This is a genomic window from Corynebacterium sp. MSK150, assembly GCF_030229215.1.
Classification (GTDB): domain Bacteria; phylum Actinomycetota; class Actinomycetes; order Mycobacteriales; family Mycobacteriaceae; genus Corynebacterium.
Window position 1 is genome coordinate 104428 of record NZ_JASPHM010000005.1, and the last position, 17517, is coordinate 121944.

At 59.0% G+C, this 17517-nt stretch carries 14 protein-coding genes; 9 read left to right on the plus strand and 5 right to left on the minus strand.

From position 1 onward, the window contains the following. Positions 1-63: 63 nt before the first annotated feature. From QP941_RS04730 to QP941_RS04740, 3 genes are all read right to left on the minus strand, one after another. Positions 64-867, minus strand: a complete 804-nt coding sequence (locus QP941_RS04730; RefSeq protein WP_284868175.1) for a Yip1 family protein — start codon at positions 865-867, stop codon at positions 64-66. 62 nt (positions 868-929) lie between these two features. Continuing rightward, entirely contained in the window at positions 930-2000 is a 1071-nt protein-coding gene (locus QP941_RS04735) for a DNA recombination protein RmuC (protein WP_284868176.1), read from the minus strand. A gap of 36 nt (positions 2001-2036) precedes the next feature. Further along, positions 2037-3506, minus strand: a complete 1470-nt coding sequence (locus QP941_RS04740) for an AI-2E family transporter (RefSeq protein ID WP_284868177.1) — start codon at positions 3504-3506, stop codon at positions 2037-2039. Between the two features lie 47 nt (positions 3507-3553). Between QP941_RS04740 and ychF the strand changes: the two genes are divergently transcribed. The 4 genes from ychF (at position 3554) to QP941_RS04760 (ending at position 7886) form a co-directional block, all read left to right on the plus strand. Then, positions 3554-4639 carry a redox-regulated ATPase YchF gene (gene ychF / locus QP941_RS04745; RefSeq protein ID WP_225747179.1) on the plus strand — a complete coding sequence of 362 codons (1086 nt, stop codon included), beginning with the start codon at positions 3554-3556 and terminating at the stop codon, positions 4637-4639. A gap of 130 nt (positions 4640-4769) precedes the next feature. Then, positions 4770-5303 carry a type 1 glutamine amidotransferase domain-containing protein gene (locus QP941_RS04750; RefSeq protein ID WP_284836404.1) on the plus strand — a complete coding sequence of 178 codons (534 nt, stop codon included), beginning with the start codon at positions 4770-4772 and terminating at the stop codon, positions 5301-5303. Positions 5304-5530: 227 nt separating this feature from the next. Next, the gene (locus QP941_RS04755; RefSeq protein WP_198492809.1) at positions 5531-6442 is read left to right on the plus strand and encodes a cation diffusion facilitator family transporter; all 912 of its coding nucleotides are present in this window, start codon (positions 5531-5533) and stop codon (positions 6440-6442) included. Positions 6443-6956: 514 nt separating this feature from the next. Further along, on the plus strand, positions 6957-7886 hold the full coding sequence (locus QP941_RS04760) for a PRC and DUF2382 domain-containing protein (RefSeq protein ID WP_284868178.1): 930 nt from the start codon (positions 6957-6959) through the stop codon (positions 7884-7886). A gap of 68 nt (positions 7887-7954) precedes the next feature. Here the strand turns inward: QP941_RS04760 and QP941_RS04765 are convergent, their stop codons facing one another. After that, positions 7955-9316 (minus strand): dicarboxylate/amino acid:cation symporter, encoded by a 1362-nt coding sequence (locus tag QP941_RS04765; RefSeq protein ID WP_238801626.1) that lies wholly within the window; start codon positions 9314-9316, stop codon positions 7955-7957. A 281-nt stretch (positions 9317-9597) separates the two neighbouring features. Here QP941_RS04765 and QP941_RS04770 point away from each other — a divergent pair, with 281 nt between their 5' ends. The 5 genes from QP941_RS04770 (at position 9598) to nrfD (ending at position 16929) form a co-directional block, all read left to right on the plus strand. Next, entirely contained in the window at positions 9598-10668 is a 1071-nt protein-coding gene (locus QP941_RS04770) for a thermonuclease family protein (RefSeq protein ID WP_284868179.1), read from the plus strand. A gap of 189 nt (positions 10669-10857) precedes the next feature. Then, positions 10858-11445 carry a pyroglutamyl-peptidase I gene (locus QP941_RS04775; protein WP_284868180.1) on the plus strand — a complete coding sequence of 196 codons (588 nt, stop codon included), beginning with the start codon at positions 10858-10860 and terminating at the stop codon, positions 11443-11445. Between the two features lie 47 nt (positions 11446-11492). Further along, on the plus strand, positions 11493-14762 hold the full coding sequence (gene fdnG, locus QP941_RS04780; protein WP_284868182.1) for a formate dehydrogenase-N subunit alpha: 3270 nt from the start codon (positions 11493-11495) through the stop codon (positions 14760-14762). After that, positions 14759-15817: a 4Fe-4S dicluster domain-containing protein gene (locus tag QP941_RS04785; RefSeq protein ID WP_284767589.1), complete on the plus strand. Its 1059-nt coding sequence runs from the start codon at positions 14759-14761 to the stop codon at positions 15815-15817. The genes fdnG and QP941_RS04785 overlap by 4 nt, the downstream gene beginning before the upstream one ends. Further along, a complete protein-coding gene (nrfD, locus tag QP941_RS04790; protein WP_284868183.1) occupies positions 15814-16929 on the plus strand; it encodes an NrfD/PsrC family molybdoenzyme membrane anchor subunit in 1116 nt (371 codons plus the stop codon). Before QP941_RS04785 ends, nrfD begins: the two co-directional genes overlap by 4 nt. Here nrfD and QP941_RS04795 read toward each other — a convergent pair. Continuing rightward, the gene (locus QP941_RS04795) at positions 16926-17516 is read right to left on the minus strand and encodes a hypothetical protein (RefSeq protein ID WP_284868184.1); all 591 of its coding nucleotides are present in this window, start codon (positions 17514-17516) and stop codon (positions 16926-16928) included. The genes nrfD and QP941_RS04795 overlap by 4 nt on opposite strands. Position 17517 lies beyond the last annotated feature (1 nt).

Genomic DNA, 17517 nt, shown 5'->3' on the forward strand with positions numbered 1-17517 from the left:
AGCGTTGGCCTATACGGCAGTTAAAACTAAAGAAAGGCCCGGAAACGGGCCTTTCTTTGTGCTTTAATCCTCGTCGTAGAGGTTATCGTCCCAACCTTGCTTGGGCTGTTCCTTCTCTTTCTGAGACGCCGGAACCGAATCGCCAGCGCGCCGGGCAGGATCCGGGCGCAGTGGATTGTTGCGTTCCTCTTGTTGCATTCGGCGACGCTCTTCACGGTCGCGACCACGTAAGCGATCCTTGGGCGCGGGGCGTGATTTCTTCAACGTGTGCGAGGCGCGGGCGCGCTGCGGAGCGACTTGAGACTGCTTGGAGTTCTTTGCCGGTTTATCGCGCGCCATCAAGTCTGCAACCGATAGGCGCTCCTCGCGGTTGCGTCGGTCTTGGTCGGCGTCGGCTCGGCGGGAAGCGGTTTCCATTTCGGCGGTGCGCTTGGCCGTCTTGCGGTAGCGTGCCCAGCGCAGCCAGGCGATGATTGCCGCGCCCACCAGGGCAATGAGGAGCCACAGGAACCTCTGGACAAGGGGGAAAGCCGCGGTGACGATCGCCGTCTTGGAAAACGCCGATGCGCCCTCTGGCAAGTTGGCCTTGGTGATAAAGAAACCGGCCACGACCACCGTTATGGCATACACAATGGGGATAGAAGCCACGGTGAGGAAGAGCCCCCGTTCTTCTACGATGAGCGCCACCAGCAGTGAGCCGATGACGAGGAACGCGAGGTAAGCCCACCCGATGATACCCATGAGGATGGAAATCAACGCGCCCGTGAGCAAGATTGCCGCGAGCAGCCCAAGACCCTTGCCCAGCGAGATGCTGGGGAGGCCGGAGCTTTGGGCGGCGGAGGACTTTCTTTGCTTGGCTTGTGACACGTCGGAAGATCCTACCGGTTGCCGCCGGCCCATGGCTATTTCCACGCACGAAAGCGGCGGATTTATAGTTCCGAATTCCCGCGCGGCCAGGTATCAATAGGCAAGGGCTCCCGCGGGGTGCGATCCGTGCGGCCCGGGATATCCATCTCATGCAGTTTGCGGGCGGTGACGCCCACGCGGGAATCGAGCGAGGAAAGCGTGGCGTTATAAGCCTCGACTGCTTTCTCCAGGTTATGGCCCACCTTGCCGTAGTGATCAGAAAGCGTATTCAGGCGCGTATACAGTTCGCGCCCCAAGCGCTGGACCTCCTTAGCCTTGGTGGAAATGTCTTCCTGGTGCCACCCCATGGCCACCGTGCGCAGGAGGGCAAAAAGCGAGCTGGGGGTGGCGATCACTACATTGCGTTCAAAGGCGTACTCAATAAGTTCCGGGTCCACCGATAATGCGGCATCAAGGAAGGGGTCTGCGGGAACGAAGAGGATAACGAACTCGGGCGTTGGTTGAAACGCCTCAATATAGTTCTTCTGCGATAGTGCTTGGACGTGGCCGCGCATTAAATGCGCGTGGCGGCGGAGGAAGCCGGCGTGCTCTTCCGGGTCATCGGTTTCCAGGGCGTCAAGGTAAGAGGTAAAAGGAACCTTGGCATCGACGATGATGTGGCGGCCACCGGCCAAATGGATGAGCATGTCAGGGCGTACGATGCGCCCGCCCAATGGGGCGGAGACCTGGCAATCAAAGTCCACATGTTTGGTCATACCGCCGAGCTCAACCACGCGCTCCAATTGCACCTCGCCCCAACGGCCACGCACATTGGGTGAGCGCAAAGCGGTCACTAGTTTGTCGGTGCGTTCGGTCAGGCGGGAGGAGGTGCGGGTCACCGCCTGCACCTGACTGGAGAGGGAGGCGAGCAGCGCGGTGCGGTCTTCCTCAATTTCTTGGAGCCGAAATCCCAAGCGGTCCATGGCCTTTTCTAGCGGTTGGAGTTCGGCTTGGCGGCGCTGCGAGTCTTGCAGCGCGCGGTGCTCGGCGCTCGGCGCGGAGCGAGTAGCGGAGTAAGAATGGGCCAACCAGCCCATTACCGCGCCGAGGATGAGGCCGATAAAAAGTAGCAGCACGGGCAAAGTGGAAGTCATGGCTTCCAGCATGGCACGCGCTGCCGACACGGCCCACTATTTTTTCGAATCTCCGTTCAAAAGGCCTTCGAAGGCGTCGCGGGCGCGGCGCAGGTTTGCGCGCATGCCGGGCTTTTCATGTTCTTTGGGGGTGGACTCCACGTTGAGGGCGGCGTCGAGGGAATAGGAATCGCCGTCCGCAGAGACGTCGGCAAACGCGCCTTCTGGGGCTGCATAGTCCGGCATCTTGAGCCATGCTTCGCGCTTATAACGCCCTTGGTCTTCGGTGTAACGGCCGATGAGATAACCAGCAACGGTAGAAAAGTCCAGATCCGCGGCGGTCTTTTCGCCCGACTGCAGCTTCATCATGTCTTGGCCGTAGCGGTAGGCTACCGCAAACATAGCGGCCGTCGGAACCGCGAGGAAGCCACCTATCAGGCCAAAGAGAGCTGAGCCTACCGTTACGGAAACCAGGACGATGACCGGGTGCAGGTCCATCGCCTTGGACTGCAGCCATGGCGAGAGAACATTGCCTTCCAGCTGCTGGACCAGCAACACCAGGCCGAGGACGAGCAGAGCCTTGGTTACGCCAAGGGAGACCAACGCGATGGTGACGGAGAGGGCGCCGGCCACGATCGCGCCGACGAAGGGGATGAAGCCCGCGATAAAGGTGATGATCGCCAAAGCCATGGCCAGCGGAACGCCGATAAGGGCGAGGCCGACGCCGATAAAGACGGCGTCGACAAGCGAGACAACTGCCTGCGCGCGAATGAAGCCGCCCAGCGTATTCCAGGCGCGAGTAAGTAGCTCAGTAAGGTGCCAGCCGGCGCGCTTGCCCGTGGCATCGCGCAGCCAGGGAAGGAACTTAGTGCCGTCCTTCAGGAAGAAGAAGGTCAGCACCAGCACAATAAAGAGGGTGACCAGGATCGATGTGGCCGTGCCGATGCCGGTAAAGACCGAGCCTGCGATGGCGCCGGCACGTTGCTGCAGCCAGGACGCCGCCTCGTCAATGTAGCTACTCATGTCATCGCTATCGAGGTTAAGCGGTGGGCCCTGGGCCCAGAGTTGCAGGCTTTGGATGCCGGAGACCGTCTGCAAATACAGTGACCGGGATTGCCGCATGAAATCTGGGGCAACAAACGCGATGAGGCCGCCGACAGCCGTGAAGGAAACCAATATGGTTACGGCGGCTGCCAACGCAGCGGGAAGGCCAATATCGCGCAGTTTCTTCGCTACTGGTGCCAGAACGGTGCAAATAATAAGGGCCAAAAGTACCGGCAAAAGCCCCTGCCAGAAGTTGCCCAGTAAACGGTAGAGGGCGTAGAGGAAAACGCAGATGATGAGCAGCCGAACGGCCCATAGGGATGCGGACTTAATCACCTCGCCGGCGATGACCGAGCGGTCAACCTGATCGCCTGGTGGATGTGGGGATACATCCTCCAGCTTGCTGGTGTCAAAGCTTTCATCAAACTTATCGCCCAAGCCCGCCTGGGGGTCATCGGGCAGCGGTTGGTTATCAGAATTCACCCCACCATCTTGCCTTAAAAGAAGGCGGGTGCGTTAGGATTGGCCCCGTGAGTCTTACACTAGGAATCGTCGGCCTGCCCAATGTGGGCAAGTCCACTTTGTTTAATGCCCTGACCCGTTCCGAGATCCTGGCGGCGAACTACCCGTTTGCCACCATCGAGCCCAATGTGGGCCTGGTGGAGCTGCCGGATTCCCGCTTGACCCAACTGGCGGAGATGTTTAACTCTGAGCGCATCCTTCCTGCCACCGTGTCTTTCGTGGACATCGCCGGCATCGTCTCCGGCGCTTCCCAGGGTGAAGGTATGGGCAACGCGTTTCTAGCCAATATCCGCGAGGCAGACGCCATTTGCCAGGTAGTGCGCGCCTTCTCTGATGACAATGTCATTCACGTCGATGGCAAGGTGGACCCGCGCAACGATATCTCCGTTATTAATACCGAGCTCATTCTTGCGGATCTCCAGACCATCGAAAAGGCCCTGCCGCGCCTGGAAAAGGATGCGCGCAAGAATAAGGATTTGGCCGCCGAGGTGGAAGCAACCAAGAAGGCCCAGGAGATTCTGGAAGATGATCGCACCCTCTTCGCCGCGGCGAAGGAAGGCGAGATTGACCTCGCACTCGTGCGCGATCTGCACCTGATGACGGCTAAGCCCTTCCTCTATGTCTTCAATTCGGATGAAGCAGTGCTTACCGACGACGCTAAGAAGGAAGAACTCCGCCAGCTCGTCGCCCCGGCTGAGGCCGTATTCCTCGATGCGCAGACCGAAACCGAGCTGCTCGAGCTAGAAGAAGACGAAGCCCGCGAACTGCTCGAGGCCGTAGGCCAAGATGAGCCGGGCCTAGCCACCCTGGCTAAGGCAGGTTTTGCCACCCTGGGGCTGCAGACCTACCTCACCGCCGGGGAGAAGGAAGCCCGTGCGTGGACCATTAAGCAAGGCTCTGCCGCACCGCAGGCAGCTGGAGTCATCCACACCGACTTTGAGAAAAAGTTTATTAAGGCCGAGATCGTTTCCTTCGATGATCTTGTAGACGCCGGCTCCATGGCTGAGGCTCGTGCGCATGGCAAGGTCCGTCAAGAGGGCAAGGACTACATCATGCAAGACGGTGACGTGTGCGATTTTAAGATCGGCGGCTAATTCCACACCGCTCTGAAGTGGCCCTTTGTTAGAGGGGGAAGGCGCCACCCACTCGCGCGCAAGAGAAGGTAGCGAAGACAAACCTTCCGCGTTACTGTGGGCGGCGCACCCGAACAAAGGAGGTTGCAACATGGCTGAACTAGATAACAAGACCATTGCCATCATCGCTACCGATGGCTTCGAAGACTCTGAGCTGACCTCCCCGTTGGAGGCCGTGAAGAACGCAGGCGCTACCGTGCGTGTCCTCGCCCCAGAGGCCGGCACTATTACCGGCAAGAAGGGTACGGAGATTTCCGTTGACGCCGCTACCGCTGACTCCACTGGCGAGTCTTTCGATGGCATCATTCTTCCTGGCGGTACCGATAATGCTGACCTCATCCGCTTGGACAAGGCCGCAGTAGAAATCGTGCGCAACCACATGAGCAAGGATCTACCGCTCGGCGCCATCTGCCACGGTGCTTGGATCCTGGCTGATGCTGACGCCCTCAAGGGCCGCACCCTGACGTCCTTCCCGTCCCTGCAGACCGACTTGCGCAATGCAGGTGCCACCTGGGTAGATGAGGAAGTCCACTGCGACCAGGGCTTGGTCTCGTCCCGCACTCCAGATGACCTGCCAGCCTTTAACGCCAAGCTGGTAGAAGAGTTTGCAGAGGGCCAGCACTAAAGCTTCACGAATTTAAGCCACGGGAGTTTCCCGTGGCTTTTTTCGATCTTGCGTCGGTGTCACATGCCCTATAAAGTTAGGATTTCCAGAAGGGGAGTAGTTCCCTCGGTTAATTCCGAGATGACTGGTCGACATACTGGCGTTTAGCCCGGCCAGCCAGCGCCCGCAGTGCCCGCGGCCGTGAACGAGACCTTCGGTCCGCAACCGAACCGAAGGGAGAAGTGACTATGTCCTCCATAGGCTCAGAGCAGCGCATTCTTGAGCGCTTCATGCAGCTATCCATCGCCGCCGCTGTGGCTACCATCATCCTCAAGGCCTTGGCCGCTTGGTTTACCGGCTCGGTGGGCTTCCTCTCTGATGCCTTCGAATCCCTCGTGAATCTCGTCGCGGCCGTCGCCGGCTTTTATGCCCTCCGGATTGCCTCTAAGCCGGCCGACGATAACCACCAGTTTGGCCACGGCAAAGCCGAGTATGTCTCCGCCTTGGTAGAGGGCGCAATGATTTTTATTGCGGCCGGCATGATCGTGTACACGGCGATCCAACGCTTCTTTGTTCCGCAGCCGATTGAAGAGCCGGGCTGGGGCTTGGCGTTGTCAACCCTTTCGTCCGTGCTCAACGGCGCGGTGGGCATCGCGCTCATACATGCAGGTAAGCGCTACCGTTCCGCCACCTTGGAGGCGGATGGGCACCATTTGCTTACCGACGTCTGGACTTCCGTCGGCGTCCTTGTCGGCATCGCCGCCGTATTCCTTACTGGCTGGTGGTGGCTGGATCCTGTAGTGGCGCTCGCAGTGGGCATCAATATCTTATGGACGGGCTATAGCCTCCTGCGCGATTCGGTGAGTAGCCTGCTTTCTGAGGCGCTTCCCGACGACGAGCGTCAGAACATTAGGCAGCTCCTAGCTCGGTTGGAGCAGGAACACTCGGTAAACTTCACGGATCGTCGCACCGTGGCCTCTGGCCGCCAGCGGTTGGTGTACCTGACCATGGAGGTGCCAGGGGAGTGGAGCGTCATGCACTCCCACGAGGTTGCAGACGCAGTGGAAATTGCCCTCGACGAGCTTTACCCAGGCTGCAGTGCGTTCATCCATGTGGAACCAGCCGGCCTGGAAAATCGGCGTCCGTACCTATTCCGCTAAGACTTAATCTTCTCAGCTTTCTGCCGACAGCTGAGGTGAATGCGCACTAGACCAATATGTGTGTAGGCCTGTTCGGGTGTACGGTCCTGTATACCGCCTGTGGATATTGGGAGAAAAAGTACACCCTCGTTAAAGAACTCTGTGGGGTAGCTGTCACCGCATTTTGGGGGTGTGGTGAACAGTGGACGATTTGGAGATCGTGAGGGGGTGCGTCTAGGGCACTGCGGGCGAGGGAATCGACATCCGGTTTCCGCAGTTCGGGTGCTTATGGTGCAGATTTTCCAATGTTGCAGAACTGTTACTAACCGTTCTGAGCTGCATGAAGCTTGGATATGGTGAACAAAATCGAGAAAAATCTCCGCTAGCGGTCGAAAAATTTTGATTTCTCCGTATGGTGGTTGTCACAGCAAGCAATTGGAGATTTTCACCCCCACACTCCACGTGGCGGGGTTAGAAAATGTCCTTTTGTTTGGTTGAAGATAGCTATACCAATAGCAGAAAGGATTTACTGACAATGGGTAAGAACATTAAGGACCTCTTTAACGCAACCGCATACGACAAGAACGGCGAGAAGCTGGGCGACGTTAACGAGGTATTCGTTGATGACCAGTCCGGCCAGCCTACCTTCGTTGAGGTTAACCACGGCCTGTTCGGCATGAACTCCAGCCTGGTTCCGCTGCGTGGGCACGACTTCTCCGGCGATAACCTGAAGCTGGGCTTCTCCAAGGATCGCATCAAGGATGCTCCGGAGTTCGACTCCGATAAGCCGCTGACCCCTGAGGCACAGTCCGATATCTTCAAGCACTACGGTCTGGAAAGCGCACACGACGTAACCGACTACAAGGATTCCAACCTTGACTCCAAGCGCGACGTTCAGGCTGGCGCTGACAAGGATCACAACCTGACCGCAGGTGCTGGCGCTGCTGGTGCTGGCGCAGGTGTTGCAGGTGCAGGCGTTGCCGGTGCACACGCTGACGAGAAGAAGGCAGCCACCCACACCACCGACGCCGCTGCTACCGAGCGAAAGGCTGGCGTAGCTGACAACGCTGCGGCTGCACGCACCAACAACGATGGCGAACTCATCCGTTCCGAGGAGCAGCTCAACGTCAACAAGGAGCGCGTGGCCACCGGTGAGGCTCGCCTGCGCAAGTACGTTGTGACCGACACCGAGACCGTCGAGGTTCCGGTTGAGCGCGAAGAGGTTCGCGTCGAGCGCACTCCGATCAACGCTGAGGATGCAAAGAACTACAACGGCGCTATCTCCGGTGACTCCGAGGAAGCTTCCGTCACCCTGCACGAGGAGCGCGTAAACGTGAACAAGGAGACCGTTCCGGTTGAGAAGATCAACCTGAAGAAGGACACCGTTCGCGACACCGAGACTCACACTGAGGAGCTGCGCAAGGAGCAGATCGACACCGATGGTGTTGACGGCCTCAAGAAGTAAAAGCGCATAGCTAAACGCCCGCAAGGATTACCTTGCGGGCGTTTCTTTTTGCCTTTTAGGAGACTGGTTTAAGCCTTGACTCCGATGGTCTCGGCCGAGTCAGAATCCATAATGTGCTTGACGCCGTTCTCGGCAGCATCCCAGGTTGCTTTGTCCTGGATGCCGGCGCGCTTAGCCACGATGGTGGCGCACAGCACCTGTCCGGTGACGTTGAGTGCGGTACGGCCCATGTCAATGATTGGCTCGATGGCAAGCAGGAGACCAACACCGGCCAGTGGCAGGCCGAGCGTAGAAAGCGTCAGGGTGAGCATCACCGTTGCGCCGGTGGTGCCTGCGGTAGCGGCGGAACCGATAACGGACACGAAGATGATGAGCAGGTACTGGGTGAAGTCAAGGTCGATGCCATAGAACTGGGAGACGAAGATGGCAGCGATGGCTGGGTATACGGAAGCGCAGCCATCCATCTTGGTAGTCGCGCCCAGCGGAATAGCAAAGGAAGCGTACTCGGATGGAACGCCCATAGCCTTTTCACTGAATCGCTCGGTAGCTGGCATGACGCCCATCGAAGAACGGGTGACAAAGCCCAGGGAGGTCACGGGCCACACGCGCTTGAAGAAGCCGATGACCGGGATCTTGTTGAATTTCAGTACTGCCGGGTAGACCACGGCAAATACCAGGCCCATGCCGACGTACATGGCCAAGACGAACTTGCCCAGCGAGCCCAGTGCATCCCAGCCGTAGGTAGCTACGGCCTTACCGATGAGGGCCGCGGTGCCAATCGGGGCAAGGCGGATAATCCACCAAAGGATGACCTGAATGACCTTCAGAAAGGACTCGGTAAAGCGCAGGAAAGGCTCAGCAGACTTGCCGGTCTTGACGGCGGCGATACCAATGGCCAGCGAGATGACGAGGAGCTGGAGGGCGCCAAAGCTGAGGGATACTTCGCCGTCGGAAAGCGAGGCGGTAAGGCCCATGAAGTTCTGGGGCAGAAGCTGCTCAAAGAACGCGGTCCACGAGCCGACGTGGGAAGGATCCTGCGCGGTGGCAGCATCGATGCTCGTGCCGATGCCCGGCTTCATCACGACGGCGACGATGATGCCCGTCAGGACGGAGAAGAATGCGGTGATGGCGAACCATACAAGCGTGGAAATTGCCAGGGACGCGGCGTTGGCGACCTTGCGCAGATTAGCGACGGAGGTAACAACAGCGGCGAAGATCAGTGGCGGGATCATCACCTTAAGCAGCTGGACGTAGGCGCTGCCGACGCCCGTGAGCAGGGTGGTCAACCAGCCCGGGTTATCTGGGTCGGTATCCATGCCGGAGGCAATGAAGCCTAGGATAAGGCCGATGATGAGGCCCGCGATGACCTGAGCACCGAATCCCGTGGCCCAGCCGGGAAGCTTGGAGCGCGAAGATTCTTGTTGGGACATAAAGATTCCTTTGAAAATAAAAATGGACAGATCGGACTATTTTCCAGATACTGTCCTGTTCAACTTCAACATCGCTCAGCTTATTCCTTCTACGTCTGTAGGTACAAAGTGCGAGTTATCTGCCGTGGCCGAAACCTCACCTTTCGCGCTCACGGAAAGGTGTTTTTGCGCTGGTTTTAGGGCGCTGGTGAGCGCGAAGGGAGGGGAGCTTGAGCTGTCACATGTCTCCCATTGCTAACTTTAAGTAGCTATTCTCTCTATTTTTCTCAGGAGGAGCATTCATGGGCTGGGTTAAACCCCTCGTTGGCATTTTTGCAGTTGGCGCAGTGGCTTCCGTAGCTTTAGGCGGTGGTGATGAAGATACTGTGGTGGTCAATCGAGTGATCGATGGTGACACCATTGACGTCGACCTCGACGGCGAAAATACCCGCGTCCGTCTACTTAATATTGATACGCCTGAAATCGGCCATAACGGCGAACCGAGTGAGTGCCTCGCGGAGGAAGCCAAGCGGTACTTGGAAGGACGGTTGCCAAAGGGGACGGAGGTTCGGTTGGAATATGACTCCGAGCGGACCGACAAGTACGGCCGCACTCTTGCCGGTGTCTTTATTGACGATGACTTCATTAACGCGGATGTCGCGGCCGAAGGGCTAGCCACGGCGGTTGTATTTGGCGGAAACGACAAGTTTTACGACGAAGTGCACAATGCCGAACGCGGCCCTAAAGACGCTGGCGAAAGGATCTTTGGGGTCTCGGACGAGTGCAAGGTTTCCAGCGATGAGGACATGGCCGAGGCGCTTAGCAGCGCAGAAGCTGCGGCGGCAGCATTTGTAGCTTCCGGGGAAGCTGATAGTGCAGGCTACGAGGATGTACTGGACAAGTCAGCAGCAGCGAAGGCCGGATTAGCGGCTCTGACTCACCGCAAAGATGCTCGAAGCACCTTCCAGAAGGCGGCATATCCGGATGCTCCCAAGGAGATTGCCTCGAAGAAGGAACGCGAGCTTGAAGGGAAGGAGAAGCAAGCCCGCGAAGAGCTCGAGAAATTGGAGGAGGAAGAGAAGCGCGAGAAGGAGCGCCAGGAAGAAGAACGCCGTCGTGCAGAGCAGCGGCAGGAAGAGATTCGCCAGCAGGAGCACGACGCGCCTGAAGTAGAGGTAGCGGAGCAGCCAACGCTTGACGAGGTGGCTGGCTATCAAGCCCCCGAGCAGCAGCCCGCACCTCAGCCGGTGCCGGTGGTCGATAACTACACCGGGTGCCGAGCTTATGGCGGAAACTATGCCATGACGTCAGTAGATAAGAATGGACGTTCATACGCGAAGATCGACTGCGCTACCAAGCAACAGATCGGTTAGGTACCCTCGTCCTTCGCGCTCACGGGCAGGCTCCCGAGTGCTTGGACCACCATTCCCGGTGAGCGTGAGGGAAGGGAGAGAATCTGGCATACACCCTTGCCGCTCACCAAGACTAGAGGGAAGCGCCATTCAGGTGCTGCCGGTGAGCGCGAAGGGCGGGAGTGTCCCGGAATCTGAAATACTGGCGGCATGAAAATCCTCGTAACCGCATTTGACGCCTTCGGCGGAGAGAGCATAAACCCCACAGAACGAGCTCTTCAGCAACTACCGGATCACATTGGAGACGCGGAGCTCGTCAAGCTGGTGATCCCGACGAAATTCGGAGAATCGCTGCGTCGGGCGATTGAGGTCGCGGAGGATTCGGAGGTCGAAGCCATTGTATGTTTGGGCCAGGCCGGCGGGCGGGCACATATCACCCCGGAGCGGGTCGCGATCAACGTGATGGATGCCGATATTCCTGATAATGCGGGTTATCAGCCGGTGGATGTACCGGTTGTGGAGGGCGGCCCGACGGCCTATTTCTCTACGCTGCCGGTAAAGAAAATGGTCGCGGCGGTGGGGGATAGTCCGGCGCGATTGTCGAATACGGCCGGGACTTTCGTATGTAACCAGCTGCTCTATGGCCTCCTGCATCACTTCGAGGGGACGAGGGTGAGCGCGGGATTTGTCCACGTGCCGTATATAACAGAGCAGGAGAAAACGGATAAGCCCATGATGGAGCTAGCGGACATCGTCGAGGGGGTTAAGCGGGCGCTCTGGGCGGTGCAAGCTAGTTAGGGTAGCCTTTGTAGCTTTTTGGCTCAGCTAAATATAGATTTAGGGATATGTCTCGCTTTAGCCCTCTCAACTGGCCGGTTGTGCGCCAGCTGCGCAGTGGCGATCCCTTCGGAAGGGACGTCAATACGCAGTCTCAAAAGAGCAAAGATAAGCATGGGCGCACCGTGGAAGCAGACCGCGTGGTGCAGTCGGTGTGCCCGTACTGTGCGGTCGGTTGTTCGCAGCGCGTGTATGTCAAAGATGACCGCGTCATCCAGGTGGAGGGCGATCCGGATTCGCCCATTTCTCGTGGGCGCCTGTGCCCGAAGGGATCTGCGTCGGAGCAGTTGATTAACTCCGCTACGCGCCTTACCAAGATTAAGTATCGTGCGCCGCACTCGACGGAGTGGCAGGATCTTGATGAAGATACCGCGATGGAGATGATTGCGGATCGTTTCTTGGAAGCCCGCCGGAACGGTTGGCAGGATGTGGACGATGAAGGTCGTGCGCTCAACCGCACGATGGGTATCGCCGGTTTGGGCGGTGCGACCTTGGATAATGAGGAAAATTACCTCATTAAGAAGCTGTTTACCGCCGCTGGTGCGATTCAGCTCGAGAACCAGGCACGCATATGACACTCCGCCACTGTTCCTAGTCTAGGAACTTCGTTTGGCCGCGGCGGCGCAACCCAACCGCTGCAGGATATGGCGAATGCGGACTGCATCGTCATTGAGGGTTCTAATATGGCCGAGTGCCACCCAGTGGGATTCCAGTGGGTGGTGGAAGCCAAGAAGCGTGGTGCACGCATCATTCACGTGGATCCGCGTTATACGCGCACGTCTGCCTTTGCGAATCGCCACATTGGCATTCGCGGCGGCACGGACGTGGTGCTTTTGGGTGCGGTTATTAATTACCTGCTGGAAAATGAGCTGTATTTCCATGATTATGTGGTGGCGTATACCAATGCACCGATGATCATCTCGGAGGACTATCAGGACACCGAGGACTTGGATGGTTTGTTCTCCGGCTATGATCCGGAAACTGGAAAGTACGTCACGGATTCGTGGCAGTACGTGCAAAAGCCGGAGGGTGCGTCGTGGAATGTAGAACGCGATGAATCGCTGGAGCATCCGAATTCCGTCTTCCAGATTCTCAAGCGGCATTACGCGCGCTATACGCCTGAGGTAGTGGAGGAGACCTGCGGTATTGCGCAGGAGGATTTCTTCTATCTAGCCGAGTCGATAGCGCAGAACTCTACACCGGAGCGCACTACCTGCTTTGCTTATGCGTTGGGCTTTACCCAGCACACCTTGGGTGCGCAGTTCATCCGTACCGCAGCTATTTTGCAGCTGCTGACCGGTAATGTGGGCCGTCCTGGATCGGGCATTATGGCGTTGCGCGGTCACGCCTCGATTCAGGGATCTACCGATATCCCGACGTTGTTCCACTCGTTGCCGGGGTATTTGCCCATGCCGAGCGTCGATAAGCAAAGCTGGCCAGAGTTTGTCGATGGAATCCGTAATGAGTCGCAAAAGGGCTTTTGGCAGATTGGTGAGAACTATGCAGTCTCGCTGATGAAGTCCTATTGGGGCGATGCGGCAACCAAGGACAATGGTTGGGGCTATGACCTCATGCCGCGCATCTCTGGCGCGCATTCGACCTATGAAACGCTTATGGCAATGCTGGATGAGCAGGTGGAAGGCTATTTTGTCTTCGGCCAGAATCCGGCCGTGGCGCAGTCCAACGGCGGAATGCAGCGCCGCGGTTTGGCCGCGCTGAAGTGGCTGGTGGTGCGCGATTTCCAGGAGATTGAGACCGCCTCCTTCTGGAAGGACTCGCCGGAGATTAAAAACGGTGAGCTTAAGACCGAAGACATCGGCACTGAGGTCTTCTTGATGCCGGCGGCCACCCACGTGGAAAAGGCGGGCACCTTTACTCAGACGCAGCGCATGCTGCAGTGGCGCTTCCAAGCAGCGCCGCCGCCGGGCGAGGCCAAGAGTGACCTGTGGTTCTTCTACCAGTTGGGCAAGAAGATTAAGGAGCGCCTGCGCGATTCCACTGATCCGCGAGATATTCCTCTGCAGAAGGTCACGTGGGACTATGTGGAAACCGAGGAAGGCGAGCCGAATTCTGAGGATATCCTCAAGGAGATCAACGGCTACTACCTAGAGGGCCCGAAGAAGGGCGAGCTTTTGCCTGCCTTCGTGGAGATGAAAAACGATGGCAGTACCTCCGGTGGTTGCTGGATCTACACCGGCGTGTTTAAGGACGGCATTAATCAGTCCGCGCGCAAGGTTCCGGGTTCGGAGCAAAACGAGGTAGCTCCTGAGTGGGGTTGGGTATGGCCGGCCAACCGCCGCCTGCTCTACAACCGTGCTTCGGCGAAGCCGGACGGCACTCCGTGGTCGGAGCGCAAGAAGTATGTGTGGTGGGACGCTGACCAGGGTAAATGGGTTGGCGATGACGTGCCGGACTTCCCGGCTACCAAGGCCCCGGACTACAAGGCTCCGGTCGACGCCGTGGGCCCGGACGCCCTCGACGGCACCGATGCCTTCATCATGCAGGCGGATGGCCGCGGTTGGCTGTTTGCGCCGTCGGGGCTTTCCGACGGCCCATTGCCCACCCACTATGAGCCGCACGAGTCTCCGGTGCACAACGTGCTATACAAACAGCAGCAATCGCCGACGCGCCTGACCATTAAGCGCCCAGACAACCTGTCGCGCCCAGAGCCAGGCGAGCCGGGCTCGGAGGTGTTCCCGTTCGTCTTTTCCACCTATCGCCTCACCGAGATGTATACCTCGGGTGCGATGTCGCGCCGTCTGCCGTACCTGGCGGAGTTGCAGCCGGGCCTTTTCTGCGAGGTTGATAAGGCCTTGGCAGAAAAGCGCGGCTTGGAAAACGGTAAGTGGGCCACCATCGTCTCGCCGCGCGGCGTGATTGAAGCACAGGTCTTGGTCACTGATCGCATGCAGATGATGAAGATCAATGGTGAGGAGTTCCACCAGATCGGCTTGCCGTATCACTATGGCGAGTCCGATTCCACGGCCGTTGCAGGCGATGGCGCCAATGATCTGCTGGGCCTTACATTGGAGCCGAACGTATTCATCCAGAATTCCAAGATCGGCGCTTGCGATATCCAGCCGGGGCGTCGCCCGCGCGGCGAGGCCCGTGTGGAGATGCTCAAGGAGTATCAGAAGCGCGCGCACCTGAACCTGGATTCCGGCAATGATCTGCTCACCGTGGATGATTCCTTCACCTATAACCCAGAGCCGCAGCAGCCCGCGGATGCGGATGAGCACGGTAAAAGGGCGAGGAAAGCGAAGAAGGTAAGTAAATGACAAATCTGCTGACCGAAAACGCGAGCCGGCATGGCTACGACAAGTACCGCCGCATGGCCTTTTTCACCGACACTTCCGTGTGTATCGGGTGTAAGGCCTGCGAGGTGGCGTGCAAGGAGTGGAACCGCAACCCGGTAGAAGGCTATGACGTCACGGGTGATTCCTATGACAACACCGGCGCACTGGGTGCAAATACCTGGCGGCACGTGGCCTTTGTGGAGCAAAACAATGACCGCATCGAGCAGGCCCGCGAGGAGGGAAAGAATCTCATTTCCTTGGGCATGCCTTCGGTAGGGGCGCAGGACCCAGAGGTTGATACCACCCCGCCGGATACGGATACGTTCCGGTGGCTCATGTCCTCGGACGTGTGTAAGCACTGCACGCATGCGGGCTGCTTGGACGTGTGTCCTACCGGCGCGCTGTTCCGCACCGAATTTGGCACTGTGGTGGTCCAGGATGATGTGTGCAATGGCTGCGGCACTTGCGTGGCCGGCTGCCCGTTTGGCGTCATCGAGCGCCGCGATGACGGCGGTGTGGCGCTGAAGTATGACAAGACGGCCACGGTGGACTACGTGGATAATTCCCATGCCGGCGTGAACGTGTTGAAAAAGCTTAAGCAGCTTGCCCCACAAGGGCCGGACCATACACCAGGCGAGTCAATGCCGATTAAGAACTTGGGCGTCGCCCAAAAGTGCACCATGTGCTACGACCGCCTGAAGCAGGGCGAACAGCCAGCATGTTCTAAGACCTGTCCTACTGATTCCATTCAGTTCGGCCCGTACGAGGAGATGGTGGCCGCAGCCAAGGAACGCGTGCGCGTATTGCACGAGCAAGGCCTTACCGAGGCCCGCCTTTACGGTGCCAACCAGGACGATGGTGTGGGAGGAACCGGCTCCATCTTCCTGCTTTTGGATTCACCTGAGGTCTACGGTTTGCCGCCGGATCCGCGCGTGCCGACGGCCGATTTGCCGCAGATGTATAAGACCGCAGCCAAGGCTATCGGCGGCATGGCGTTGGCCGTGGCTGGTTCCTTCCTGATTGGGGGACGTAAATGAGCAACTTTGATGAATACCGTCCACCGCAGCCGGAGCGCCGCAATCGCTACCGGAAGTTTGACGGTACGAAGCCGAAGAAGAAGCGGAAGCGTCCAGGCGCGGGCGCGCAGGACGGCTCCAAAGAGGAGCGCATGGCGCAGGACTTCGAGTTCTCGTCTTACTATGGCCGACCTGTGGTGAAGGCTCCGCCGTGGGAATGGCCCATCGGCGCCTACCTTTTCTTGGGCGGCGTGAGCGGTGGCTCGGGGCTCTTGGCTGCTGGTGCACAGGCCGCGGGCAATGCGCCGCTGCGGCGCACCACGCGGATCTCTGCCTTTGGCGCGGCGGCCGTGGGATCGGTCTTTTTGATTCTGGATTTGGGTCGCCCGGAGCGCGCATTGAACATGTTCCGTGTCTTTAAGGTGACCTCGCCAATGTCGATGGGCTCGTGGATTTTGTCGGGCTTTGCCAGCGCGGCCGCGCTGCCGGCCGCCGCGGAAGTGGATGCGGCGACCGGTCACAAGCTGCCGCTGCCGAAGTTTGTGCGTACGGCGCTGAAGAAGTCGGCCGGGCCGGCGGGCGCGGTCGCGGGCGTGCTCGGTGGTCCGCTCGCGGGCTATACCGCGGTATTGCTGTCCAATACCTCGAACCCGGTGTGGAATGACATGAAAAAGCACCTGCCGTATGTCTTCGTTTCCTCGGCGGGTGCGGCGTCGTCAGGCCTGGCTATGGTGACCACTCCGGTCGAGCACGCGGGACCGGCCCGTGTGTTGGGTATGGCCGCGGCAGCCAGCGATCTGGTGGCGACCAAGGTGCTGGAGGAAGGCATGGAGCCGGAGCCGCGCGAGGCGCTGCACGAGGGCAGGCCGGGCGCGTTGATGAAGGCCTCGGAATACTTCATCGCGGCCGGCGGTGTCGGTAGTGCAGTGGCTGCGGTGACGAAGTCGCGGGCAGTCTCGGTGGCTGCGGGGCTATCGCTCTTGGCAGGCTCGGCGTGCACGCGCTTTGGCGTGCTGAACGCCGGCTTGGAAGCGGTGAAGAACCCGGATACCACCATCGGGCCGCAAAAGCGCCGGGCGGAAAGGCGCCGGCGCGAGCAGGGCCTCGGCCACGATGTGGTGAGCCCGGACTAGTCCAAGTCCTGCAGGGCGGGGGCGAGCTCCGAGCCGATGTCTTCCATGCGTTGTTGCTCGGCTGCGGAGTCGTGGCCATCACGGTGGAGGTAGTAGTTCAGCGCCACATCGCCCACGGTGGTCACGCAGGTGGTAGACACTGACTCTTCGACCGGCCAGGCGGAGCAATAAAACCGCCTGTCAGCGGCGGTGAACTCGAAGGGGGAGTACTCATTGGCGGGGCGCTGCTGGTCGGCGTTTTGGGCATCGAGGTCGTCGTGCAGCAGCTCTAAGTAGCGCTGCGCTGCCTCATTGGGGTCATCGGGGCAGACGGGTGAGCCCTCGGCCTCATATTTCGTCCCCAGCAGGCTGACCTGCTCCTTATCCTCTGCACGGTAGAGCACTGAGAAGGAATGTTCATCCTTGTCGGTGGAGTGTGGGTCGAGCTTCGACTTGCCGAGCGAATTTGGCAGGGCCTCGCGCACCGCAGCACTATCAACAGGGGAGCATCCGCTTGGCGATGCCCCTTCGGACGAGCACCCCACCAACCCTGCTGCGGCAAGGGTGGTGGAGGAAAGGGCGAGGAGAAAAGGGATCTGTCGCTGCATC